General features: G+C 70.4%; 24 protein-coding genes. 15 read left to right on the top strand and 9 right to left on the bottom strand.

From position 1 onward, the window contains the following. Nucleotide 1 precedes the first annotated feature (1 nt). A complete protein-coding gene (locus FY549_RS09840; protein ID WP_259614028.1) occupies nt 2–565 on the top strand; it encodes a PH domain-containing protein in 564 nt (187 codons plus the stop codon). Between the two features lie 7 nt (nt 566–572). Here FY549_RS09840 and FY549_RS09845 read toward each other — a convergent pair whose 3' ends face one another. Then, nucleotides 573–1,403: a CPBP family intramembrane glutamic endopeptidase gene (locus tag FY549_RS09845; protein ID WP_374114485.1), complete on the bottom strand. Its 831-nt coding sequence runs from the start codon at nt 1,401–1,403 to the stop codon at nt 573–575. A 101-nt stretch (nt 1,404–1,504) separates the two neighbouring features. On the opposite strand from FY549_RS09845, the gene typA reads away from it, so the two are divergent. The 4 genes from typA (at nt 1,505) to FY549_RS09865 (ending at nt 7,267) form a co-directional block, all read left to right on the top strand. Next, on the top strand, nt 1,505–3,418 hold the full coding sequence (gene typA, locus FY549_RS09850; RefSeq protein ID WP_149084853.1) for a translational GTPase TypA: 1,914 nt from the start codon (nt 1,505–1,507) through the stop codon (nt 3,416–3,418). Nucleotides 3,419–3,602: 184 nt separating this feature from the next. Beyond that, nucleotides 3,603–4,487 carry a phospholipase gene (locus tag FY549_RS09855; protein ID WP_187614849.1) on the top strand — a complete coding sequence of 295 codons (885 nt, stop codon included), beginning with the start codon at nt 3,603–3,605 and terminating at the stop codon, nt 4,485–4,487. A gap of 108 nt (nt 4,488–4,595) precedes the next feature. After that, nucleotides 4,596–5,645: a glutaminase A gene (gene glsA, locus FY549_RS09860; RefSeq protein WP_149084854.1), complete on the top strand. Its 1,050-nt coding sequence runs from the start codon at nt 4,596–4,598 to the stop codon at nt 5,643–5,645. Beyond that, a complete protein-coding gene (locus FY549_RS09865) occupies nt 5,642–7,267 on the top strand; it encodes an MFS transporter (RefSeq protein ID WP_149084855.1) in 1,626 nt (541 codons plus the stop codon). The genes glsA and FY549_RS09865 overlap by 4 nt, the downstream gene beginning before the upstream one ends. Before the next feature lie 3 nt (nt 7,268–7,270). Here FY549_RS09865 and FY549_RS09870 read toward each other — a convergent pair whose 3' ends face one another. After that, nucleotides 7,271–7,819, bottom strand: a complete 549-nt coding sequence (locus FY549_RS09870; protein ID WP_149084856.1) for a helix-turn-helix domain-containing protein — start codon at nt 7,817–7,819, stop codon at nt 7,271–7,273. 104 nt (nt 7,820–7,923) lie between these two features. Here FY549_RS09870 and FY549_RS09875 point away from each other — a divergent pair, with 104 nt between their 5' ends. From FY549_RS09875 to FY549_RS09900, 6 genes are all read left to right on the top strand, one after another. Then, on the top strand, nt 7,924–8,634 hold the full coding sequence (locus FY549_RS09875; RefSeq protein ID WP_149084857.1) for an AzlC family ABC transporter permease: 711 nt from the start codon (nt 7,924–7,926) through the stop codon (nt 8,632–8,634). After that, nucleotides 8,631–8,945 (top strand): AzlD domain-containing protein, encoded by a 315-nt coding sequence (locus tag FY549_RS09880; RefSeq protein ID WP_149084858.1) that lies wholly within the window; start codon nt 8,631–8,633, stop codon nt 8,943–8,945. The genes FY549_RS09875 and FY549_RS09880 overlap by 4 nt, the downstream gene beginning before the upstream one ends. Before the next feature lie 38 nt (nt 8,946–8,983). Further along, nucleotides 8,984–9,394, top strand: coding sequence for a histidinol dehydrogenase (locus tag FY549_RS09885; RefSeq protein ID WP_149084859.1), 411 nt, complete (start codon nt 8,984–8,986; stop codon nt 9,392–9,394). Between the two features lie 9 nt (nt 9,395–9,403). Further along, the gene (gene fdxA / locus FY549_RS09890; RefSeq protein WP_149084860.1) at nt 9,404–9,724 is read left to right on the top strand and encodes a ferredoxin; all 321 of its coding nucleotides are present in this window, start codon (nt 9,404–9,406) and stop codon (nt 9,722–9,724) included. A 9-nt stretch (nt 9,725–9,733) separates the two neighbouring features. After that, nucleotides 9,734–10,846: a succinyldiaminopimelate transaminase gene (dapC, locus tag FY549_RS09895; protein WP_149084861.1), complete on the top strand. Its 1,113-nt coding sequence runs from the start codon at nt 9,734–9,736 to the stop codon at nt 10,844–10,846. A 190-nt stretch (nt 10,847–11,036) separates the two neighbouring features. Then, nucleotides 11,037–12,326, top strand: coding sequence for a citrate synthase (locus FY549_RS09900; protein ID WP_149084862.1), 1,290 nt, complete (start codon nt 11,037–11,039; stop codon nt 12,324–12,326). An 82-nt stretch (nt 12,327–12,408) separates the two neighbouring features. Here the strand turns inward: FY549_RS09900 and FY549_RS09905 are convergent, their stop codons facing one another. Together FY549_RS09905 and dapD are read right to left on the bottom strand one after the other, a co-directional pair. Then, nucleotides 12,409–13,785, bottom strand: a complete 1,377-nt coding sequence (locus FY549_RS09905) for a DEAD/DEAH box helicase (RefSeq protein ID WP_200839015.1) — start codon at nt 13,783–13,785, stop codon at nt 12,409–12,411. A gap of 237 nt (nt 13,786–14,022) precedes the next feature. After that, nucleotides 14,023–14,976, bottom strand: coding sequence for a 2,3,4,5-tetrahydropyridine-2,6-dicarboxylate N-succinyltransferase (gene dapD / locus FY549_RS09910; protein ID WP_149084863.1), 954 nt, complete (start codon nt 14,974–14,976; stop codon nt 14,023–14,025). Between the two features lie 66 nt (nt 14,977–15,042). On the opposite strand from dapD, the gene dapE reads away from it, so the two are divergent. The 3 genes from dapE to FY549_RS09925 all read left to right on the top strand — a co-directional run bounded on the left by dapE (nt 15,043) and on the right by FY549_RS09925 (nt 17,582). Further along, nucleotides 15,043–16,116, top strand: a complete 1,074-nt coding sequence (dapE, locus tag FY549_RS09915; RefSeq protein ID WP_149084864.1) for a succinyl-diaminopimelate desuccinylase — start codon at nt 15,043–15,045, stop codon at nt 16,114–16,116. After that, a complete protein-coding gene (locus FY549_RS09920) occupies nt 16,098–17,315 on the top strand; it encodes a hypothetical protein (RefSeq protein WP_149084865.1) in 1,218 nt (405 codons plus the stop codon). Before dapE ends, FY549_RS09920 begins: the two co-directional genes overlap by 19 nt. A gap of 93 nt (nt 17,316–17,408) precedes the next feature. After that, complete coding sequence (locus FY549_RS09925; RefSeq protein WP_136033199.1) at nt 17,409–17,582, top strand: DUF3117 domain-containing protein; 174 nt, start codon at nt 17,409–17,411, stop codon at nt 17,580–17,582. Between the two features lie 79 nt (nt 17,583–17,661). On the opposite strand, the gene FY549_RS09930 is transcribed toward FY549_RS09925, so the two are convergent. Continuing rightward, the gene (locus FY549_RS09930) at nt 17,662–18,300 is read right to left on the bottom strand and encodes an O-methyltransferase (protein WP_149084866.1); all 639 of its coding nucleotides are present in this window, start codon (nt 18,298–18,300) and stop codon (nt 17,662–17,664) included. A gap of 90 nt (nt 18,301–18,390) precedes the next feature. Here FY549_RS09930 and FY549_RS09935 point away from each other — a divergent pair, with 90 nt between their 5' ends. Next, a complete protein-coding gene (locus FY549_RS09935) occupies nt 18,391–18,765 on the top strand; it encodes a twin-arginine translocase TatA/TatE family subunit (RefSeq protein ID WP_149084867.1) in 375 nt (124 codons plus the stop codon). Nucleotides 18,766–18,774: 9 nt separating this feature from the next. Here FY549_RS09935 and FY549_RS09940 read toward each other — a convergent pair whose 3' ends face one another. Genes FY549_RS09940 through FY549_RS09955 form a run of 4 tightly spaced genes read right to left on the bottom strand, consistent with a single transcriptional unit; the run spans nt 18,775 to nt 22,199 of the window. Further along, nucleotides 18,775–19,269 carry a YcxB family protein gene (locus tag FY549_RS09940; RefSeq protein WP_149084868.1) on the bottom strand — a complete coding sequence of 165 codons (495 nt, stop codon included), beginning with the start codon at nt 19,267–19,269 and terminating at the stop codon, nt 18,775–18,777. A 22-nt stretch (nt 19,270–19,291) separates the two neighbouring features. After that, nucleotides 19,292–20,413: an Mrp/NBP35 family ATP-binding protein gene (locus FY549_RS09945; RefSeq protein ID WP_149084869.1), complete on the bottom strand. Its 1,122-nt coding sequence runs from the start codon at nt 20,411–20,413 to the stop codon at nt 19,292–19,294. Further along, nucleotides 20,410–20,931 (bottom strand): DUF1003 domain-containing protein, encoded by a 522-nt coding sequence (locus FY549_RS09950; RefSeq protein WP_149084870.1) that lies wholly within the window; start codon nt 20,929–20,931, stop codon nt 20,410–20,412. Before FY549_RS09950 ends, FY549_RS09945 begins: the two co-directional genes overlap by 4 nt. Beyond that, the gene (locus FY549_RS09955) at nt 20,931–22,199 is read right to left on the bottom strand and encodes a magnesium transporter MgtE N-terminal domain-containing protein (RefSeq protein ID WP_149084871.1); all 1,269 of its coding nucleotides are present in this window, start codon (nt 22,197–22,199) and stop codon (nt 20,931–20,933) included. The genes FY549_RS09950 and FY549_RS09955 overlap by 1 nt, the downstream gene beginning before the upstream one ends. Nucleotides 22,200–22,212 lie beyond the last annotated feature (13 nt).

Here is a 22,212-nt window from a genome sequence, read left to right on the forward strand (position 1 = left end):
GGTGTCTCCCGCACACCCCGAGGGCGCACGGACCTTCCGTGCGCCCTCGGGCACCGTCGTCTTCGTGCTCAGCATCCTGCTCGTGCTGTTCCTGCTGGGCGACACCGTCGTCAACGGCAGCATCGTGCAGGCGCTGCTCGTGGCGCCCTGGCTGCTGCTCGGCCTGTGGATCGTGTACGAGACGGCCTTCGTCTCCTTCGTCCGCGTGGATCAGGACGGGGCTGTGGTGCAGAACCTGCTGCGGCGCACGACCGTCGGCTGGGCGCATGTGCAGGACATCGACATGCGGTGGCAGCTCGAGTTCACTCTGGATGACGGTCGCACGGTGAGCTGCTGGGGTGGGCCGGCCAAGGCGCGTCCGCCTCGTCCCTCCCGCGAGGAAGACGCCGAGGCGAAGGTGCCCTCGGCGTTGCGGGTGCTCACGAGCATCCGCGACCTGTGGAGCGCGGCACCCCCGACGGCGAACGCCCCGATCCGACGGAGCTGGGACGGCCCGGCCCTCATCGCCCTCGCCGTCATCGTGCTGTGGGCCGTCGCGGCGCTCGTCGTCGTCAACCTCGGCTGAGCGCGCCTCAGCCGGGGAGACCGAACAGGGCGGGCCAGGTGGCCGCGGCCCAGGGGTAGCCGACGAACGCTGCGGCGTCGATGAGGAAGTGCGCCACCAGGAACGGCAGCAGCCGGCCGCTGCGGTGGTAGAGCCACCCGAACAGCAGCCCCATCGCGAGGTTGCCGATGAAGGCGCCGGGCCCCTGATAGAGGTGGTACGTCGCACGGAGCACCGAGGTCGAGACGATGATCGTCCACGGCGACCACCCGAGCTGCCGCAGCCGTGCGAACAGGTACCCGAGCACGACGAACTCCTCCTGGAGCGAGGCGCGCGCGGCGGCGAGCAGCAGGATCGGCACGGTCCACCAGTGCGCGTCCAGGCCGGCGGGATTCACGGCCACGAACAGCCCCAGTGCGCGACCACCGAGGTAGAGCACGAGTCCCGGCACGCCGATCGCGAGCACGAGGAGCACGCCGCGGCCGACGTCGCCCGCCACACGGGTGCCGTCGAGGCCGAGGCGCTCGAGGTGCGGGCGGCGCCGCTGCCAGAGCAGGAAGCAGACGAGGAGCACCGGCACCAGGGCGAACCCGATCGACAGCACCTGGTAGATGAGGTCGAACACCTCCCGGTCGCTGCGGGAGGGGTTGAGCGTGGCGGTCTGGTCGGCGAGAGGAGTGTCGTCCGTCAGCCGGTAGGCGAGCTGTACGATCGCGTAGATCGCGGACTGGCCCAGACCCAGCGCGAGCACGATTCCGATCTCCCACCACAGACGGCCCCGTCCTTCGCGCTTCTCGTCTCTCCGGGGGGACGCGGTCGTGGACTTCTGCGCCGGGGGAGTCGGGTCGGGGAGGGTCACGGGTCGATGGTACGACGTGCGGTCAGGAACCCGATCCGCGCGTACGTTATCCTGGAACGTCGGCTTCCCGGCGCAACCCCACACTCTTTGAGGACCCTTGTATGGCGCACGCCCTCCGCTCTGACCTCCGCAACGTCGCAATCGTCGCCCACGTCGACCACGGCAAGACCACTCTTGTCGACGCGATGCTCCGCCAGACGGGCTCCTTCGGCGAACACTCGCACGTCGAAGAGCGCGCGATGGACTCGAACGACCTCGAGCGCGAGAAGGGCATCACAATCCTCGCCAAGAACACGGCGATCACCTACAAGGGCAAGCACGCCGGCGGCAAGGAGATCACGATCAACGTGATCGACACCCCCGGCCACGCCGACTTCGGCGGCGAGGTCGAGCGCGGCCTGTCGATGGTCGACGGCGTGGTGCTGCTCGTGGACGCGAGCGAGGGCCCGCTGCCGCAGACCCGCTTCGTGCTGCGCAAGGCGCTCGAGGCCAAGCTGCCCGTCATCCTCCTGGTGAACAAGACCGATCGTCCGGACGCCCGGATCGCCGAGGTCGAGGAGGAGGCGCACGACCTCCTGCTGGGTCTGGCCTCCGACCTTGTCGACGACGTGCCCGACCTCGACGTCGACGCACTGCTCGACGTGCCGGTCGTCTACGCCTCCGGTCGTGCCGGAGCCGCGTCGCAGAACCGTCCCGCCGACGGCTCGCTGCCCGACAACGACGACCTCGAGCCGCTGTTCGAGGCCATCCTCGAGCACGTCCCGGCCCCGGCCTACGACGACGAAGCGCCGCTGCAGGCCTGGGTCACGAACCTCGACTCGAGCCCCTTCCTCGGTCGCCTCGCCCTGCTGCGCGTCTTCAACGGCACGCTGAAGAAGGGCCAGACGGTCGCCTGGGTCCGCTCCGACGGCACGACCAGCAACGCGCGCATCACCGAGCTGCTGAAGACCCGCGCCCTGGAGCGCTACCCGGCTGAGTCCGCCGGCCCCGGCGACATCGTCGCGATCGCCGGCTTCGAGGACATCACGATCGGCGAGACCATCGCCGACCCCGAGGACATCCGTCCGCTACCGGCCATCACGGTCGACGACCCCGCGATCTCCATGACGATCGGCACGAACACCTCGCCGCTCATGGGCAAGGTCAAGGGCCACAAGCTCACCGCGCGCATGGTGAAGGACCGCCTCGACCGTGAGCTCATCGGCAACGTGTCGCTCAAGGTCGTCGACATCGGCCGTCCCGACGCCTGGGAGGTGCAGGGCCGCGGTGAGCTGGCTCTCGCCATCCTCGTCGAGAACATGCGCCGCGAGGGCTTCGAGCTCACGGTCGGCAAGCCGCAGGTGGTCACCAAGAAGATCGACGGCAAGGTCTACGAGCCGTTCGAGCACCTGACCATCGACACGCCGGAAGAGCACCTCGGCGCGATCACGCAGCTCCTGGCGAACCGCAAGGGTCGCATGGAGAACATGACCAACCACGGCACCGGTTGGGTGCGCATGGAGTTCGTCGTGCCCTCCCGTGGTCTCATCGGCTTCCGCAGCGAGTTCCTCACGACCACCCGCGGCACGGGCATCGCGAACGCGATCTCGCACGGCTACGAGCCGTGGGCGGGTCAGATCACCACCCGCCAGAACGGCTCGATCGTGGCTGACCGCTCGGGCGTCGTCACCCCCTTCGCGATGATCGCGCTGCAGGAGCGGATGTCGTTCTTCGTGCAGCCGACGGAAGAGGTCTACGAGGGCATGGTCATCGGCGAGAACTCGCGCGCCGACGACATGGACGTGAACATCACCAAGGAGAAGAAGCTCACCAACATGCGCTCCTCCACGGCCGACAACTTCGAGTCGATGACGCCGCCGCGCATCCTCACGTTGGAGGAGAGCCTGGAGTTCGCGCGCGACGACGAATGCGTCGAGGTGACTCCGGAGAAGGTCCGCATCCGCAAGGTGATCCTCGATCAGACCATCCGCGGTCGCGAGGCCTCGCGCCTCAAGCGTCAGGACGCGAACGCCTGATCGCACTGCACCCATTTCGAGAGGGCCCCACCCCGCCCCCAGGCCGCGGGGGGCCCTCTCATGAAAATCCCAGGTGAGGGCAAGTTTTCGCTCAGGTTGATGACGCAGACTCGTTGACTTGCGCCCGGGGCGAGCTCCCGATGAGTCCCCTGAATGGGCGTACGACGACCCGAAAGTCACCGTTTTGCTTCAGAAGACCCGTGCGCTTCGGCGCGCCTCCGACGCGGCAGCCGCTCGCGCCACCGTCACCCGTACACCCCTGATCGCCCTGGGCGCCGCCACCGCCGCGCTCGTCGGTATCACCCTCAGCGTCGGCCTCGCCTCCGCGCCGGCCGCCGGCGCCGAGCGATCGGATGCCGCCTCCGCGATCACGAGCCAGAACCTGGGCACGGAGCCCCTCACCCGAATCGCCGACAAGGCCGTCATGACGGTCGCGGATGGAGCAGACGCGGTCGCCGCCGCCAAGAGCCTGACCGCGGAGGTGGCGAAGTCGGGCCTCGATGTGAGCGCTGCCGCGCCTGTCGACACGACGGCGCTCGAAGACGACCTGGAGACGCTCTCCGACCGGTCGACGCTTCCGCTGGTCCTCACCACCGTGACCGCCGAGCAGGCCGAGGCGGAGATCGAGAAGGTCGTGGCCGCCACGGCACAGCTTCAGCAGGCCTTCACCGCCGCTCAGGAGAAGAAGGCGGCCGAGGACGCCGCCCGCGCAGCCGAGGAGAAGGCGGCCGCCGCCGCGGCCGCACTCGCCGCCGCGAACACGCCGGACGGGGCCCGTGCCACCGCTCAGCGGATGATGGCGGACCGCTACGGCTGGGGCGGAGACCAGTTCTCCTGCCTGAACTCGTTGTGGAACAAGGAGTCGGGCTGGAACTACCAGGCCTACAACAACGACGGCGGGGCCACCGGCATCCCGCAGGCGCTGCCGGGCAGCAAGATGGCCGCGGCGGGCGCCGACTGGCAGACGAACGCCGCTACCCAGATCGCCTGGGGGCTGCAGTACATCGCCGACGCCTATGGGACACCGTGCAGCGCCTGGGGTCACTCCCAGGCGATGAACTGGTACTGAGCCGCAGAGCGGGCTCCTCGCGCGAAGATTGCCCCTAGCCGTCTCCCTGACACGGGCGCTACCGTGTCAGGGAGACGGCTGGGGGCGTCGCGATTCCGAGGAGGAGTGGTGCTCGATCCCGCCGTCTGGCTCGACGTTCCACAGGAGGTCTCGACCGGGTCCCTGCCCGGGTGGGGGCGCGTCGATGAGCTGGTCCGCGAGGCGCACGCCCGGTATGCGGGCGAGGTCTCCGGGCGGGTGGCGGACTACATCCCGGTCCTCGCCGCTGTCGATCCGGAGCTGTTCGGCCTCGCGGTGATCGAGGTGGGCGGCGGTATCCATGACGCCGGGGACGCGCTGCACCCCTTCACCATCCAGTCGATCTCGAAGATGTTCGTCTACGCGCTGGCGATCCAGGAGCACGGCCACGAGAGGGTCCGCGAGATCGTGGGGGTCAACAACACCGGGCTCGCCTTCAACTCGGTCGTGGCACTGGAGCTCAACGACGGGCATCCGCGCAACCCGATGGTCAACGCCGGGGCGATCGCGACCACGGCGCTGATGCCCGGCGCCACCGCGGTGGAGCAGTGGGAGCGCGTCCGCGAGGGGCTGTCCGCATTCGCCGGACGACCGCTGAGCCTGGACGGCGAGGTCTACGCGTCCGAAGCGGGGTCGAACGAGCGCAACCGTGCCCTGGGCTGGCTGCTACGCAGCTACGGGCGCCTCGCCGGCGACCCGGACGAGATCGTCGACGTCTACACCCGCCAGTGTGCGCTGTCCGTGACCGCGCACGATCTCGCCGTCATGGGAGCCACGCTCGCCGACGGCGGAGTGAACCCGGTGAGCGGCGAGAGAGTGGTCTCCGCGGACGTCTGTCGCGACACGCTGTCCGTCGTCGCGGCGAGCGGGCTGTACGAGCGGTCGGGCGACTGGCTGTTCGAGATCGGTCTGCCCGCGAAGTCCGGGGTCGCCGGCGGGATCGTCGCCGTCTCTCCGGGCAAGGGCGCCGTCGCGGGGTTCTCGCCCCGGCTGGACGAGGCGGGCAACTCGATCCGGTCGCAGATGGCGATCGGTCACCTGTCGCGGTCGCTGGGGCTGAACCTGTTCGCCTCCGCGCCCGCCCGCGAGCACAACGGCGAGGCGGACGTATCGCCGTCGACGGAAGGAGAACCTTCATGACGCGCACTGCCCCCGCGGCCGCGAAGACGTCCTGGCTGCCGATGGTCAGCCTGTTCCTGGCGCAGGTGCTCATGTCGTTCAACGTCGCGGCGCTGCCGATCTCGCTCGGCGGCATGGTGAGCGACTTCGGAGTGCCGCCGACCGTCGCCAGCACGACGATCGTGATGTACGGTCTCGCGGTCGCGGCGCTCGTCATGACGGGAGCCAAGCTCGGGCAGCGCGTCGGCTGGGTGCTGATCTTCCGCATCGTCGTCGCGCTCTTCGCGGGATCGGCCGTCATGATGCTGCTCGCGCCGACCGTCTGGTGGGCGATAGCCGGGCAGGCCGTGGCGGGCGCGGCGGCGGCGATCATCGTCCCCTCGATCGTGGCCCTCATCGCGGAGAACTACCGGGGGCCGCAGCAGGCCACCGCGATCGGCGCGATCGGCTCGGCGCGTGCGATCTCCGGGGTGAGCGCCTTCCTCATCGGCGGCACGCTGGGCACGCTCGTCGGGTGGCGACCGCTGTTCATCCTCGTCCTGGCGATCGCGGTCGCCGTCTTCGCGCTCAGCTTCACGCTGCGTGGTGATCGCGGTGACGCGGCGATCCGCATCGACCTCGTCGCTGCCCTTCTCATCGGTGCGGCGATCGTACTGCTCACCCTCGGATTCAACAACCTCAACAGCTGGGGAGCGCTCGCGGCGGGGCCGTCCGCGCCGTTCTCCGTCCTGGGGCTCTCGCCGGCGCCGGTCTTCATCGTGGCGGGCATCATGCTGGGTCAGGGGTTCTTCCTGTGGACGCGGCGACGGATGGCCGAGGGCAAGGTGCCGCTGATCGACCTCAGCGTGCTGGGCTCGTCCCGGGAGCGCGCGGCGGTGTACGCGATGTTCATCGTCGTCGCGCTCGAGGCCTGCGTGAACTTCACGATCCCGCTGTACATCCAGATCGTCCAGGGACGTACCCCGTTCGACACCTCCCTCGCGATGATGCCGTTCAACCTGACGGTGTTCATCACGGCGACGCTCGTCGTGCGGTTCTACAAGCGCTACCCGCCGCGGACGATCGGCGTCTTCGGGTTCATCCTCACCACGGCGGCGCTGGTGTGGCTGTCCATCGTCGTGACGAACAACTGGGAGACCGTGCCGACCATCGCCGGGCTGATCGTGTTCGGCATCGGTCAGGGCGCCCTCGTCACCCTGGTGTTCAACGTGCTGGTGACCGCGGCCCCCGCCGAGCTCGCGGGCGACGTCGGGTCCCTGCGCGGCACCACGCAGAACCTCGCCTCGGCCGTCGGGACGGCGCTCGCCGGAGCGCTGCTGGTCTCGCTGCTCGCCCTCAACGTGGGACGGGCGGTCGTGGAGCACCCTGAACTGCCGCCGTCGCTGGTGTCGCAGGTCGACCTGAACGAGGTGAACTTCATCAGCAATGACGACCTCCGCACGGTGCTGGAGACCACGGACGCGACGCCGGAGCAGGTCGACGCCGCGGTCGCTGTGAACGAGGAGTCGCGGCTGCGCACGCTCAAGCTCGGCCTCCTGATCCTCGCCGCGGTGAGCGCCCTCGCCATCCTCCCCGCGTCGCGCCTGCCGCAGTATCGTCCGCACGAGATCCCCGACCCGTCGCCGGCGGGACCGGGGGAGTGAACCTCAGCGCAGTTCGGAGATGAGGACGGCGCTCGTGCCGGGCGCGGTCGCCTCGAACACGTGCGCCGCGTCTCCCGCGTACGTCAGATAGTCGCCGGGGTTCAGCACCACCGCCTCGTCGGGCGGGCCGACCCGTGCCCGTCCGGCGATGAGGATCACGTGCTCGATGGTGCCCGCGTGGTGGGGGTCGGACCGGCGGGAGTCCCCTGGTTCCGCCTTAATGAGGTAGATGTCGCGGCGGGCACCCGGAGGACTCGCGGAGAGGAGCGTGGCGCTGTACGCGGCGGCGGAGGACGGCACCCCCGCGAGGTCGTCGGCGCGGATCAGCGTCGGGGCGTTGGCCTGTTGGTCGACGAGCACGGCGAAGGGCACGCCGAGCGCGACGCCCAGCGCCCACAGCGTCTCCACGCTCGGATTCCCGGCGCCGCTCTCGAGCTGGGAGACGGTGGCCTTGGAGATGCCCGCTCTTCTCGCGAGTTCGGAGACGGACAGGTTCGCCGCTTCCCGCTCTCGGCGGAGCGTGCGGGCGATGCGTGTGCGGAGATCCTCCATGTGTTCATCATGGCAAACGATCGTTCGCTTGACTATCCCGGGCCTTGTGTTCAGAATGATAAGCGTGTGTTCAGTGAAGCGAACGGTCTGGCGGGCGGGTTCTCGTGACCGCTGAGCGTGAAGTCTGGCGCGAGGCGCTCGGAGTCGTGCTCGCCACCAGCGCCTATGGCGTGTCCTTCGGTGCGCTCGCCGTCGCCGCCGGACTCGATGTCTGGCAGACGTGTGTGCTCAGCCTGCTGATGTTCACCGGGGGATCGCAGTTCGCTTTCGTCGGGGTGTTCGCCGCGGGTGGCCTCGCCGCGCTGCCCTCGGCGATCGCGTCGGCCGCGCTTCTGGGGGTGCGCAACGTCGCCTATGGCATGCGCATGTCCCCGCTGATCGGCGGCGGGCCGGCGCGACGAGCCGCCGCCGCTCACTTCACGATCGACGAGTCCACCGCTGTGGCCATCGCGCAGGACGACCCACGGCTCCGCCGAGTGGGATTCTGGGTGACGGGCATCGGGATCTTCCTCGGCTGGAACCTCACGACGCTCGTCGGTGCGCTCGTCGGCGACGTGCTCGGCGATCCGAAGACCTGGGGTCTGGATGCGGCGGCGGCTGCGGCCTTCCTCGCGCTGCTGTGGCCCCGGCTGCGGCAGCGGCAGGCGGTGGCCGTGGGAATCGCAGCCGCGGTGGTCGCGGCCGCCCTCACACCGTTCCTCATGCCAGGTCTCCCCGTGCTCGTCGCGGCGCTCGTCGCGATCGTGGTGGGCTGGTTCAACTGGTGGGGGACGTCGCGACCGAAGACCGCCGGCGTAGGGGAGAGGCCCGCATGAGTCTCTGGAGCGCCATCCTCCTCGCCGCCCTCCTCTGCCTCGCCCTGAAGGCCGCCGGCTACCTCGTGCCGTCCAAAGTGCTCGAGGCGCCGCGTCCCGCCCGCATCTCCGACCTCCTCACCGTCGCTCTCCTCGCCGCCCTCGTCGCGGTGCAGTCCCTCGGCGACGGGCAGGCCGTCACTGTCGACGCCCGGGTTCCTGCGCTGCTCGTGGCGGCCGGTCTGCTCTGGATGCGCCAGTCCTTCCTCGTCGTCGTCGCGTCCGCGGCGCTGGTCGCCGCCCTCCTCCGGCTGTTCGGTCTCGCTGCCTGAGCAGTCTCGTCACGACGGTGCCCGGGTAGGATCGGGGGATGCGCGTGAAGTGGGTGTCGAGGGGGCTGTCGTGGGTGGCCGCGGCGCTGGTGGGCGGCGTCTACGGAGTGGCCGGGACCATCGCGCACAGCGTCATGTGGGGCCCGATCCCGATCGGTCTCATCGTCGCCGCCGTCGCGTGCGCCGCGATCCTCATCGCCGTGCGGGCCCTCACCCACGACCGAGGTGCGGCGGTGGCCGCCGGCCTCGGGATGCTGGGGATGCTCGTGCTGATCTCGGGCGTCGGTCCCGGCGGCTCCGTCGTCGTGCAGGACTCGCTCGCCGGACGCATCTGGACCTACCTCGCGGCCGGGATCGTCCTGCTCGTCATCGCCTGGCCGTCGTTCTCGCGGCCGCCGGTCCGGCCGTCCGTGCCGTCCTCGGAGGAACCGTCGGTCCACGGGTCGTAGACTGAGGGGGTGACGTATGTGATCGCCCTCCCGTGCGTCGATGTCAAGGATCGCGCCTGCATCGACGAGTGCCCCGTTGACTGCATCTACGAGGGCGAACGGTCGCTCTACATCCACCCCGACGAATGCGTGGACTGCGGGGCCTGCGAGCCGGTGTGCCCCGTGGAGGCGATCTACTACGAAGACGACCTTCCCGACGAGTGGCAGGACTACTACAGGGCCAACGTCGAGTTCTTCGACGAGATCGGCTCGCCCGGCGGCGCGGCCAAGGTCGGCGTCTATCCGTTCGACCACCCGATCGTCGCCGCCCTCCCGCCGCAGGGCGAGTAGGCCCGCTCCGTGAGCGTCCGCGACCTCGCCGACTATCCCTGGGATGCCGTGGTCCCGTACCGCGAGCGCGCCGCCCGGCACCCGGATGGTCTCGTCGACCTCTCCGTCGGCTCTCCCGTCGATCCCACGCCGGAGGTCATCCGGACGGCGCTGGCGCAGGCCACCGACGCCCACGCCTACCCGCAGACCGTCGGCACGCCGGCACTCCGCGAGGCGATCGTCGACTGGTACGCCCGACGCCGTGGTGTGCCCGACCTCCGGGTCGACAACGTCCTGCCGACCATCGGGTCAAAGGAACTCGTCGCTCTGCTGCCCACGCTCCTCGGCCTCGGGCCGGGAGATATCGTCGTGCACCCCCGGGTCGCCTACCCGACGTACGAGGTCGGTGCGCGGGTCGCGGGAGCGACGCCCGTCGCGTCCGACGACCCGGCGGAATGGCCGGAGGGCGCCAAGCTCATCTGGATCAACACCCCGGGCAACCCCGACGGCCGTACGTGGACCGTCGACGAGCTGGCCGTAGCCGTGGGGCGGGCGCGGGAGCTGGGCGCGGTGCTGGCCAGCGACGAGTGCTATGCCGAGCTGGGCTGGGACGGTCCATGGGCGGAGGAGTCGATCCCGTCGGTCCTCGACCCGCGGGTGACCGGCGGAACGCGGGCGAACCTGCTCAGCGTGTACTCGCTGAGCAAGCAGTCCAACCTCGCCGGATACCGGGCGGCGTTCGTGGCGGGCTGCGCGAGGATCGTCGGCGACCTCCTCACCGCGCGAAAGCACCTCGGGCTCATGCCCCCCGCACCCGTGCAGCACGCCATGGTCGTCGCCCTCGGGGATGAGGCGCACGTGGTGGCGCAGAAGGAGCTCTACCGCGAGCGACGGGCCCTGCTGCTGCCCGCCGTCGAGGCCGCAGGCTTCCGGATCGACGGCTCGCAGGCCGGGCTCTACCTCTGGGCGACGGAAGACCGCGACGCCTGGGAATCGATGGCGCGTCTCGCCGATCTCGGGATCCTCGCCGGTCCCGGGCATTTCTACGGCGCATCCTCGCCCGCGCACGTGCGGCTGTCCTTGACGGCGCCGACGGACCGCGTTGCCGAGGCCGCTCGCCGTCTCCGTGCAGGGAATCTGTAGGATCCCTCTCTGTTGCGCTGATCCCTTTGGCGGTTGTCACAGTAGGCCGGCGTGACGGCTAGGCTGTAAAGGCGATTCGGTCGGCACCCGGCCAGGCGCTCCGCGCCCGAGAGATCGCCAGTTCCGGCTTGATCAAGAACTTGCTGACGCCCGCGACGCCGGGGCGATCAGACAGAAGGAGGAGGTCCGCGTGAGCGCTGCGGCAGACCAGACGGCGAAGCTGACGATCGGTGACACCACCGCCGAGTTCCCCCTGGTGCGCGGTACCGCGGGTCACGACAGCATCGACTTCTCGACGCTGACGCGTCAGACCGGCTACACGGGCCTCGACTACGGCTTCGTCAACACCGCCTCCACCAAGTCCGACATCACGTTCATCGATGGCGACAAGGGCATTCTGCGTTATCGCGGCTATCCGATCGAGCAGCTCGCCGGAAGCACCAGCTACCTCGAAGTCGCCTGGCTGCTCATCTACGGTGAGCTGCCGTCCGCGTCGGAGCTGGCCGAGTTCGACGAGAAGATCCGCCGGCACACGCTGCTGCACGAAGACCTCAAGCGCTTCTTCTCGGCCCTGCCGCATACCGCCCACCCGATGTCGGTGCTGTCCTCGGCCGTCGCCGCCCTGTCGACGTACTACGAGGGCCAGACCGACCCGCACAACCCCGAGCATGTCGAACTCAACACCATCCGGATGCTCGCCAAGCTCCCGGTCATCGCGGCCTACGCGCACAAGAAGAGCGTCGGGCAGGCGTTCCTGTACCCGGACAACTCCCTCGGATTCGTGGAGAACTTCCTGAAGCTCAACTTCGGTGTGAACTCCGAGCCGTACGAGATCAACCCCACGATGGTGAAGGCTCTCGAACTCCTCCTCATCCTGCACGAGGACCACGAGCAGAACGCGTCGACCTCCACGGTCCGCCTCGTCGGCTCGACGGGCGCCAACCAGTTCGCCTCCGTCTCCGCCGGCATCCAGGCCCTCTCGGGCCCGCTCCACGGCGGAGCCAACGAGGCCGTCCTCACCATGCTCGGTCAGATCCGCGACTCGGGTCAGAGCGTCTCGCGGTTCGTCGAGCGGGTGAAGAACAAGGAAGAGGGCGTGAAGCTGATGGGCTTCGGGCACCGGGTCTACAAGAACTACGACCCGCGCGCCAAGCTCGTGAAGGAAGCGGCCGACGAGGTGCTGGGCTCCCTCGGCGTCACGGACCCGCTGCTGGACCTCGCGAAGGAGCTCGAAGAGATCGCTCTCGCCGACGACTACTTCCGCGAGCGTCGTCTGTACCCCAACGTCGACTTCTACACGGGAGTGATCTACAAGGCGATGGGCTTCCCCACGCGCATGTTCACCGTGCTCTTCGCGATCGGCCGCCTTCCCGGCTGGCTCGCCCAGTGGCGCGAGCTCCAGCTCGACCCGCAGACGAAGATCGGGCGTCCGCAGCAGCTCTACACCGGCTCGCCGGAGCGCTCCTTCCCGGCACGCTGAGCATCGCGTCGCCACGGAGAAGGCCCCTTCGCACCTCGGTGCGAAGGGGCCTTCGTCGTCGCAGCGGACGGGAACCGGGGGATCAGCGCCCCTGGCCGCCGCGCGTGCCCTGACGGCCCTGACCGCCGCCCTGTCGAGGCTGCGCCTGCGCGCCGCCCTGACCCGCCGGACGCCGACGGCGACGGCGTCGGGACGGCGGAGTGGTCGCGGCGCTCTTCTCGCCACCGGCCGGTCGCTGCTTCGCCGCGGAGCGCTGTTGCTGCTGCTGCGGGGGAGCGGGACGGACGTGCGGCGCGCGCTCGGGGACGAGCTCGACGACCGCGTCGGGGGTGAGGGCCTCGAGCGGTGCCGTGATCGCGGCCTTGCGGAGGAGGTCCTTCACGTCGCGACGCTGCTCGGGCAGGACGACGGTGACGACCGTGCCCGCAGCCCCGGCCCGAGCCGTGCGGCCGGAACGGTGCAGGTAGGCCTTGTGCTCGACGGGCGGGTCGACGTGGACGACGAGATCGACATTGTCCACGTGCACGCCGCGGGCCGCGACGTCCGTCGCCACGAGGACGCGGACGCCTCCGTCGGCGGGATCCGTGGAGAAGGCGCCGAGGTTGCGTTCACGGGCATTCTGGGAGAGGTTGCCGTGCAGGTCCACGGCGGGGATCCCCGCCGCCGTGAGCTGCTTCGCGAGCTTCTTCGCCTGGTGCTTGGTCCGGGTGAAGAGGATGCGGCGCCCGGTGCCGGAGGCGAGGTCGCGCACCAGCACGGTCTTGTTCTCCGGGGAGTCGACCACGAGCACCCGGTGGGTCATCTCGCCGACGGGCACGCTGGCCTCGTCGACCTCGTGGCTGACGGCGTTCGTCAGGAAGCGACGTGCGAGCGTGTCGATGCCGCGGTCGAGGGTCGCGCTGAACAGGAGGCGCTGCCCGTCGGACGGCGTCGCCGAGAGGATGCGGGTGACACCGGGAAGGAAGCCGAGGTCGGCCATGTGGTCGGCCTCGTCGAGCACGGTGACCTCGATGGCGCTCAGGCGCACGACCTGCTGCTTCATGAGGTCTTCCAGGCGGCCGGGGCAGGCGACGACGATGTCGACGCCGCCCTGCAACGCCTGCTCCTGCGGGCGCTGGCTGACACCACCGAACACGGTGGTGACGCGGAGACCGACGGCCTCGGCGAGCGGGGCGACGGTCGCGGCGATCTGGGTCGCAAGCTCCCGGGTGGGGGCGAGCACGAGGCCGCGAGGCAGGCCGGAACGGCGCTTGTGGCCGGAGGCGGCGAGCCGCGCGACGAGCGGGAGCGCGAAGGCGATGGTCTTGCCGCTGCCCGTGCGTCCGCGACCGAGGAGGTCACGGCCGGCGAGCGAGTCGGGCAGGGTGTCGCGCTGGATCGCGAACGCCTCGGTCTTTCCGGAGGCGGCGAGAACAGCGGCGAGCTCGGCGGGAACGCCGAGGTCGAGGAAGGAAGGCATGCAGAGAACTCCGTCAGCGCACGAGAACGGCGCGGGATAGTGGGGTGAGGTGGGCGAAGGCGCAGCGAGTGCGCGTCCTTTCGCCGTGCGAATGGCCAGTTCGGGCTGGAGAGGGGAGCGCGGGCGCTCGCTTCGGTCCTCGGAGACCCCTAGACGACGACGATGCTGTCCGGCCGGCGGCGCGGGCAACGTCCCTACTCTACCAGCGGGGACCCCTCGAAGGTTGCAGGCGGGCTGTCAGGCGTGCAGCGCCTCGTTGAGCGTGACACCCACGCCGGAGCGCCGCACGGCCTCGACGGCGCCGGAGAGGGAGTTCCGTCGGAAGAGGAGGCCGTTCTGGCCGGAAAGCTCCGCACCCTTGACCGTCTTCCGCCCGCCGTCCGCCGTCGCGGGGCCGTCGGCCAGCACGATCTTCGTCCCGGCCGTGACGTAGAGACCCGCCTCCACGACGCAATCGTCGCCGAGCGAGATACCGATTCCGGCGTTCGCGCCGAGCAGGGTGCGGGCGCCGATCGACACACGGTGCGACCCGCCTCCGGAGAGCGTGCCCATGATCGAGGCGCCACCGCCGATGTCGCTGCCGTCGCCGACAACCACGCCCTGCGAGATGCGTCCCTCCACCATGGAGGCGCCGAGGGTTCCGGCGTTGAAGTTGACGAAGCCCTCGTGCATGACCGTCGTGCCGGGGGAGAGGTGGGCTCCGAGCCGCACGCGCGAAGCATCGGCGATGCGCACCCCGGCGGGCTGCACGTAGTCGGTGAGGCGAGGGAACTTGTCCAGGCCCTGCACCTGGATCCCGGCGCGCTGAAGCTGCGGGCGGAGGCGCGCGGCGTCGGCGGGCAGCACGGGACCCGCATTCGTCCAGGCGACGTTCGGCAGATGACCGAAGATGCCGTCGAGGTTGACCTCGTTCGGGCGCACGACCAGGTGGGACAGGGCGTGCAGGCGCAGGTAGGCGTCGGCGGTGGAGACCGGCGCCGCGTCCAGGTCGATCGTGAGCTCGACGACAGCGAGACGAACGTCGCGGCGCTCGTCCGGACCGGTCTGCGGCTCCAGGGCGGCTCGCGCGGTGCGGGCCTCGGTCTCGGTCGGCGCGGTCGTGCGCACCTCCGGGTACCACGCGTCGAGGACGGTGCCGTCGCTCGCCGTGGTGGTCAGTCCGAGGCCCCAAACAGATCGTGCGTCGCTCATGCCTCCACGGTATCGCGCCGATGACGGCGTCCCGTCCCGTGTGACCGGCATCAGTAGGCTAAAGGCATGGTGCTCGATCTGACCGCGTCCTCCGCCGACATCACCCGCGCGATCTGCGACGTCCCGAGCGTCTCTGGCGAGGAGAAGACGCTGGCCGACCTGATCGAGGCAGCCGTCTCCGGCCTCCCACACCTCGAGGTCATCCGGCACGGCAACACGGTCGTCGCGCGGACCGATCTCGGCCGGGCCCAGCGGGTCGCGATCGCCGGGCACATCGACACGGTCCCCGTCAACGACAACCTGCCCACACGGGACGTCGAGCTCGACGGCGAGCCGTACCTGTGGGGTCGCGGCACGGTCGACATGAAGGCGGGAGTCGCGGTGCAGCTCAAACTCGCCGCCGAGCTCACCGCCCCCGCGATCGACGTGACCTGGATGTGGTACGACAACGAGGAGGTCGCGGCCTCCCTTAACGGCCTCGGGCTTCTCGCCGCTGCACGGCCTGACCTGTTCGAGGCGGACTTCGCCATTCTGGGGGAGCCCTCAGACGGCGAGGTCGAGGGCGGGTGCAACGGCACCCTGCGCGCGATCGTACGCACCACGGGCGTCCGTGCCCACAGTGCGCGCGCCTGGATCGGAGAGAACGCGATCCACCGCGCTGCGCCCATCCTCGCGCGGCTGTCCGAGTACCGTGCCCGCGAGGTGATGGTCGAGGGACTGCTCTACCGTGAGGGCCTCAGTGCGGTGCGCATCGCGGGCGGCGTCGCAGGCAACGTCATCCCGGACGCCTGCGAGGTCGAGGTCAACTACCGGTTCGCGCCGAACAAGTCCGCGGCCGACGCGGAGGCGCATGTGAGGGCGGTCCTCGCCGGGTTCGACGTCGAGATCACGGATGTCGCCGAAGGGGCACGCCCCGGGCTGGACGCCGACATCGCTCGCCGGTTCGTCTCAGCCGTCGGCGCGGAGCCCAAGCCGAAGTACGGCTGGACCGACGTGGCTCGTTTCTCGGCACTCGGCATCCCGGCCGTGAACTACGGGCCGGGCGACCCGCATCTCGCTCACCACGACGAGGAGCGCGTGCCGCTTGCCCAGATCGACGCCGTCGAGCGGGGTCTGCGCGCATGGCTCACATCGCACTGACCCTCGCGCGGCGCTGGGCGCGGCTGCCGTCGGCCCTGCGCATCGCCATCGTCTACGTCCTCGCGCGGGTCGTGACGACCGGTCTCCTCGTCGCTGCGGCGTCGCTCTCGACGGTGTTCTCGCGCTTCGGCGGCGACGCCGGGCTCATCGACTTCGTCCTCGGCTGGGACGCCCAGTGGTACTGGCAGGTGGCGGTGCACGGCTACCCCTCGGAACTCCCCCTGACCGAGGACGGACATGTCGCCGAGAACGCCTGGGCGTTCATGCCGGTCTTCGCCTACGCCGCGAAGGCACTGGGTTTCGTGTTCGGTTCCTGGGGGGCCGGGGCCTTCGTGCTCGCACTCGTGTCGGGCTACCTGGCGTGCCTCGCGCTGCACCGCCTCCTGCGCGACCGTATCGGGAACGCGGCGGCGCTGTGGGCCGTCGTCTTCTTCGCCAACGGCCCCATCGCCGCGATGTTCCAGGTGGGGTACGCGGAGACCCTCTTCCTCCTGCTGCTGTTCCTCGCGCTGGACGCGACGATCCGCCGCAATTACGCCTGGCTGTACGTCCTGATCCCGGTGCTGGGCTTCACCCGCCCCGGCGTCCTCGCGTTCGCGCTGTACCTCGGTCTGCACGGCATCCTCCGCTGGACGCGACGACGCTCCGACCCGCTGGCCGCCCGGGAGGTCGTGCACATCGTGGCCCTCGGCGCGCTGGCGACGGCGACCGGGTTCGCGTGGCAGGTGATCGCGGGCCTGGTGACCGGCGATCCCGGTGCCTACCTCGCGACCGAGCTGGCGTGGCGGCGGCACTGGATCGCGGGCGGCGTGGAGGGGTTCGTGCCCTTCGAGGGGTGGGGCCAGGCGTCGCAGTTCTGGTTTGCGCTGTGGGGTCTGCCCTCCGCATGGGGCCCCGTGGCCGTCGTCCTGCTCGTGGTCGCCGTCGCCGCCGCCCTGCTGCTGTCCCCGCAGGTGCGCGCGCTCGGCCCTGATCTGCGGCTCTGGAGCGCCAGCTACCTGCTCTACCTGCTCGCCGTGTTCTTCCCGCAGTCGAGCACCTTCCGGCTGCTCCTTCCGCTCAGCCCGGTATGGGGAGCGGTGGCCGTGCCGCGTTCCCGGCTCTGGCGTACCACCGTGCTGGCGCTGTGCCTGCTCGGGCAGTGGATCTGGATCTCACAGGTGTATGCCCTGGGCAGCACGTTCTGGCAGGTGCCCTGACGACGCGGCATCCGCGATTGTGGCGCCCTGACGTCCACGGCGCGGCCTCACCCGATAAACTCGTTCCATACCACCGGAGGAAAGGGAGCCACGATGGCAGCGATGAAGCCGAGGACCGGAGACGGACCCATGGAGGCCGTGAAAGAGGGACGACTCATCATCGTGCGTGTTCCGCTCGAGGGTGGCGGCCGTCTGGTCGTCTCCGTGAACGACGCCGAGGCCAAGGAGCTTCACGACGTGCTCGGTGCCGTCGTGACCCCGGCCTGATCGAATCTGGTCCGCTGCGGCGGAACCGAGAGGGCGATGGATCCGCGGATCCATCGCCCTCTTCGTGTACTGGGGGCAGTCAGACGCGGTCGTCGAGGCGGATGATCTGGAGCAGTCCTTCGCCGGCGGGGGAGACCGTCGCCAGCACGGCCGACGACTCCTGCGTCTCCTGGACGAGCGACCGGTAGGCGGACGTGACGTCGTCGCGCTGGACCGGATCGGCCACACGACCACCGGCGAGGATGCGAGGCACGAGCACCATGCCCCCCGTGCGGGCGAGGCGGAGGCCGTGCTCGACGTACTCGATGACGTTCTCCGGGTCGGCGTCCACGAGGACGATGTCGTAGGACGCCTCGTTCATGCGGGGGAGCACGTCGATCGCGCGCCCCGCGATGAACCGCGCGCGGGTGGACGGCACCTTCGCCTCGGCGAAGGCCTGACGCGCCGCGGCGAGGTGCTCGGGCTCGTTGTCGATCGAGGTCAGCACCGCGTTCGGTGCTCCGCGCAGCAGCCAGAGGCCCGAGACTCCGGCGCCGGTGCCGATCTCGACGATGGAGCGGGCGGTTCCCGCGGCCGCGAGCACGGCGATCTGCGACCCGACGACGGCGCTGACCGGAGACGCCCCCAGTTCGACCGCGTGAGCGCGGGCACGGGCGATCGTGTCCGGCTCGACGATGGACTCGCGAAGGAAGCGCGCGTTGGCGTCGTGCTCGCTCATGACCTGCCTCTCCCTGCGTGCATGGCTGATGTGTCCAGGGTATTCGGTCACTGCGCGCGGAGGCCGCAGGCGCGGCGGTAGCCTGTTCACATGACGTTCGGCCTCACCTTCGAGAAGCTGCTGCTCATCGGCCTGATCGCCGTGCTGATCATCGGGCCCGAGCGTCTTCCCCGCGCCGCGGAAGGCTTCGCACGCATCGTGCGCAAGGCTGGCGAGTACCTCCGCGACACCAAGTCCCGCGTGCGGGAGGAGATGGGGCCGGAGCTCGACGACGTGGACTGGCGCAAGCTCGATCCGCGGCAGTACGATCCGCGGCGCATCATCCGCGACGCGTTCCTGGAGGAGCCGCAGCCCGCGACGCCGGCTCAGGCCACGGCGACGATCGCCGAGCCGGTGACGCCGCGGACCCCGCCGCCCTCGTTCAGCGCCGACAACAGGCCGCCGTTCGACACCGAGGCGACCTGACCGCTCGGCTCAGGAGAGACGCGTCCGCAGCACAGCCAGTTCCTCGTCGCTGAAGAGCGAGCGCGGGATCGCCGTGGCGACGGAGGCGTCGCGCACCTTGAAGAGCACCGCATCCTTGCCGACGCGGAGGCTCTGGAAGGTGCGATAAGGGATCTCGGACCGGCGGCGGCCGCTCCCGAGCTGCAGCCGATCCTCCTCGAGCGCGACCCAGACGACCTCATCGACGGGCATCGCGGCACGGACCGCGCGACGGGCGCTCGACGTCGTCAGGACGACGGCATAGAGACCGAGCGCCACCGTCGCGACCGGGAGCCATGCCACGACGCTGCTGGCCTCCTCCCCGGCGGCGACGCGGCTGCCGAGGGTGAGGACGGAGAGCACGAGCCCGGCCGCCAGGGCGAGCCACATGACGATCGCGACGGGTCGGGTCAGGGCGTAGATCGCGGCGTCCCGCGCCATCCGCCGCTGCAGACTCTCATCCACGGTCACGGAGCGGTGCGGCATCCGACCATCCTCCCATGCGGACTCACCCGACCGTCACCGGGAGGGAGCGCCCCGCCAGCCCTCGCCCCCGGCGGGCGAGGGAGGCGGCCAGCGTGCGGATGGCCAGGGCAGCCGCATCCTCCGGGGCGGCGGCGACGACCGGGATACCGGCGTCCCCGCCCTGACGCAGCGCGGGGCTGAGCGGGATGGAGGCGAGCAGCGGCACCGGAGCACCCGGCGCGGACAGGGCAGCGGCGACGGCCGCCCCGCCTCCGGCGCCGAACAGGTCGACGACGGTGCCGTCGGGGAGGGTGTAGGCCGCCATGTTCTCGACCACCCCGATCACCCGCTGACCGGTCTGACGCGCGACGAGCCCGCTGCGGATGGCCACGTCGGACGCCGCCGCCTGGGGGGTGGTCACGACGAGGACCTCGGCGTGGGGGAGCAGCTGCCCGATCGAGATCGCGATGTCTCCGGTCCCCGGGGGCATGTCGATGAGGAGGACGTCGAGGTCGCCGAAGAAGACGTCGGTGAGGAACTGGGAGACCGTGCGGTGGAGCATCGGCCCGCGCCACGCCACGACGGACTCTCCGTCGCGGAGGAACATCCCGATGGAGATGGTCTTCACGCCGTAAGCCACCGGCGGCAGCATGAGGTCGTCGATGCGGGTCGGCTGCGTGCCGGCGGGGATGCCGAGCAGGCCGGGGATGGAGAAGCCGTGGACGTCGGCGTCGACGAGCCCGACCGCGAGGCCCTGGTCGGCGAGGGCGACGGCGAGGTTCGCGGTGACGGTGGACTTGCCGACCCCGCCCTTGCCGCTGGACACGAGGATGACGCGGGTGAGCGAGTCCGGACCGAACGGCATGTGCCGCGCGGGACGACCCTCGCGCAGCCGCTCCGTGAGCGCCTTGCGCTCTGCCGGGGTCATCACGCCGACCGCGACCTCGACGGAGGTGATCCCCGGGACGCCGGCGGCGGCCCCGCGCACGTCCCGTTCGATGCGGTCCGCGGCGGGACACCCGACGATCGTCAGCGCGATGCCGACGCGCGCCATGCCGTCCTCGACCGTGATCTCCCGCACCATGTCGAGCTCGCCGATCGGGCGGCGCAGCTCGGGATCGGTCACCGCCGAGACGGCGGCCCTGACGCTCTCGGCCACGCTCATGATGCGGCGCCGCCCGCGGGCTTCTCCTCGACGTCGCCGAGCTCGGCCAGCAGCGCGCGCAGCTCGTGTCGCAGCACGTCGCGCGTGACCACCTGGGAGTTGCGCTCCTCCAGCGACATCCGCAGCGCGACGATCTCGCGGGCGAGGTACTCGGTATCGGCGAGATTCCGTTCCGCCCGCTGGCGGTCCTGCTCGATCTGCACGCGGTCGCGGTCGTCCTGCCGGTTCTGCGCGAGGAGGATGAGCGGCGCGGCATAGGAGGCCTGCAGCGACAACATCAGGGTGAGCGCGGTGAAACCGAGTGCGGCGTCGTCGAAGCGCACCTCACGCGGCATCAGCGTGTTCCAGCCGATCCAGAGGATGCAGAAGAGGCTGAGGATCACGAGGAACGCCGGGGTGCCCATCGCACGGGCGACCCACTCGGTGAACCGCCCAAAACGGTCGCGCGACGTGGAACGGGGGCGGGTGCTCGTCCGGCCCGGGGCGTCCAGCCGGGCGGCCCGCTCCTTGCGCGCCATCAGCGCGCCTCCGTCACGGGCGGGGCGACGTCGTCGCTGTCGTGTGTTCGCCAGTCGTCCGGCAGCAGGTAGTCGAGGACGTCATCGATGCTGATCGCGCCGACGAGGCGGTGCGCGGCGTCGATCACGGGCAGCGAGACGAGGTCGTAGCTGGCGAGCATGCGCGCGACCTCGGCGGCCGACGCCGTGACGGGCACCGGCTCGAGGCTGTCGTCGAGGATGGCCCCGAGACGCTCGTGCGGCGGATAGCGGAGCATGCGCTGGAAGTGCACGAGACCGAGCAGCCGACCGGTGGGGGTCTCGAACGGCGGGAGCGTCACGAACACGGCCGCTGCGAGGGCCGGGTGCAACTCGTGGCGGCGGATGAGGGCGAGCGCCTCGGCGACCGTGGCGTCGGCGGACAGGATGATCGGCTCCGGGGTCATCAGGCCGCCGGCGGTGTCGGGGCCGTAGCGGAGGAGCATCCGCACGTCCTCCGCCTTCTCGGGCTCCATCCGCTGGAGAAGCTGCTCCAGCTGGGCGGGCGGAAGCTGGGCGAGCAGATCCGCGGCGTCGTCGGGCTCCATCTGGTCGAGGATGTCGGCCGCGCGCTCCTCGCCGAGGCGGTCGAGGATGTGCACCTGCTCGTCCTCGGGCATCTCCTCCAGGGCGTCGGCGAGACGGTCGTCGGACAGCTCCTCCGCGACCTCGATCATCCGCTGCTGCGGGAGGTCGAGCAGCGTGTTCGCAAGGTCGGCGGCATGCAACTCGGAGTACGAGGCGACCAGCTGTTCGGCGGACTGGGCCTCGCCGGGCGCCTGCTCCTCGGTGACCTCGCTCCAGGCGGCGAAGGTCGTCGGGCCCTTGGCGAACGGGGAGGCGCCGGTCTTCGGACGGCGCAGGAAGAGCTGACTGATGGCCCACTCGCCGAGACGGTTGGGCTCGATCGCGACGTCCTCGATCACGGCGGTGCCGCTGCCGTCGATCAGACTCACACGTCGCCCCAGCATCTCCGCGAGGACGCGCACCTCACCGGCGCGCGGGGAGAATCGGCGGACGTTGATGAGTCCGGTGGTGATGACCTGGCCGGGGCGGATCGAGGTGACCCGGCCGATCGAGAGGAACACATGGCGCCGGCCGGGGATCTCCACGACCAGGCCGATCACGCGCGGGGCCGCGGTACTTCGATACACGACGACGACATCCCGGACCTTGCCGAGCCGGTCGCCGACGGGATCGAAGACGGCGCACCCTGCGAGGCGCGCGGCGAAAACCCGTTGTGTGCTCACTCGACCAGCGTAG

The sequence above is a fragment of the Microbacterium sp. 1S1 genome, assembly GCF_008271365.1.
GTDB lineage: Bacteria > Actinomycetota > Actinomycetes > Actinomycetales > Microbacteriaceae > Microbacterium.

What these genes read in the sequence shown, in the direction of transcription:
- typA (WP_149084853.1), top strand. Translation starts at nt 1,505, where the DNA reads ATGGCGCACGCCCTCCGCTCTGACCTCCGCAACGTCGCAATCGTCGCC.
- FY549_RS09865 (WP_149084855.1), top strand. Translation starts at nt 5,642, where the DNA reads ATGACGCGCACTGCCCCCGCGGCCGCGAAGACGTCCTGGCTGCCGATG.
- FY549_RS09870 (WP_149084856.1), bottom strand. Translation starts at nt 7,819, where the DNA reads ATGGAGGATCTCCGCACACGCATCGCCCGCACGCTCCGCCGAGAGCGG.
- FY549_RS09880 (WP_149084858.1), top strand. Translation starts at nt 8,631, where the DNA reads ATGAGTCTCTGGAGCGCCATCCTCCTCGCCGCCCTCCTCTGCCTCGCC.
- FY549_RS09885 (WP_149084859.1), top strand. Translation starts at nt 8,984, where the DNA reads ATGCGCGTGAAGTGGGTGTCGAGGGGGCTGTCGTGGGTGGCCGCGGCG.
- FY549_RS09905 (WP_200839015.1), bottom strand. Translation starts at nt 13,785, where the DNA reads ATGCCTTCCTTCCTCGACCTCGGCGTTCCCGCCGAGCTCGCCGCTGTT.
- dapD (WP_149084863.1), bottom strand. Translation starts at nt 14,976, where the DNA reads ATGAGCGACGCACGATCTGTTTGGGGCCTCGGACTGACCACCACGGCG.
- dapE (WP_149084864.1), top strand. Translation starts at nt 15,043, where the DNA reads ATGGTGCTCGATCTGACCGCGTCCTCCGCCGACATCACCCGCGCGATC.
- FY549_RS09920 (WP_149084865.1), top strand. Translation starts at nt 16,098, where the DNA reads ATGGCTCACATCGCACTGACCCTCGCGCGGCGCTGGGCGCGGCTGCCG.
- FY549_RS09925 (WP_136033199.1), top strand. Translation starts at nt 17,409, where the DNA reads ATGGCAGCGATGAAGCCGAGGACCGGAGACGGACCCATGGAGGCCGTG.
- FY549_RS09930 (WP_149084866.1), bottom strand. Translation starts at nt 18,300, where the DNA reads ATGAGCGAGCACGACGCCAACGCGCGCTTCCTTCGCGAGTCCATCGTC.
- FY549_RS09935 (WP_149084867.1), top strand. Translation starts at nt 18,391, where the DNA reads ATGACGTTCGGCCTCACCTTCGAGAAGCTGCTGCTCATCGGCCTGATC.
- FY549_RS09940 (WP_149084868.1), bottom strand. Translation starts at nt 19,269, where the DNA reads ATGCCGCACCGCTCCGTGACCGTGGATGAGAGTCTGCAGCGGCGGATG.
- FY549_RS09945 (WP_149084869.1), bottom strand. Translation starts at nt 20,413, where the DNA reads ATGAGCGTGGCCGAGAGCGTCAGGGCCGCCGTCTCGGCGGTGACCGAT.
- FY549_RS09950 (WP_149084870.1), bottom strand. Translation starts at nt 20,931, where the DNA reads ATGGCGCGCAAGGAGCGGGCCGCCCGGCTGGACGCCCCGGGCCGGACG.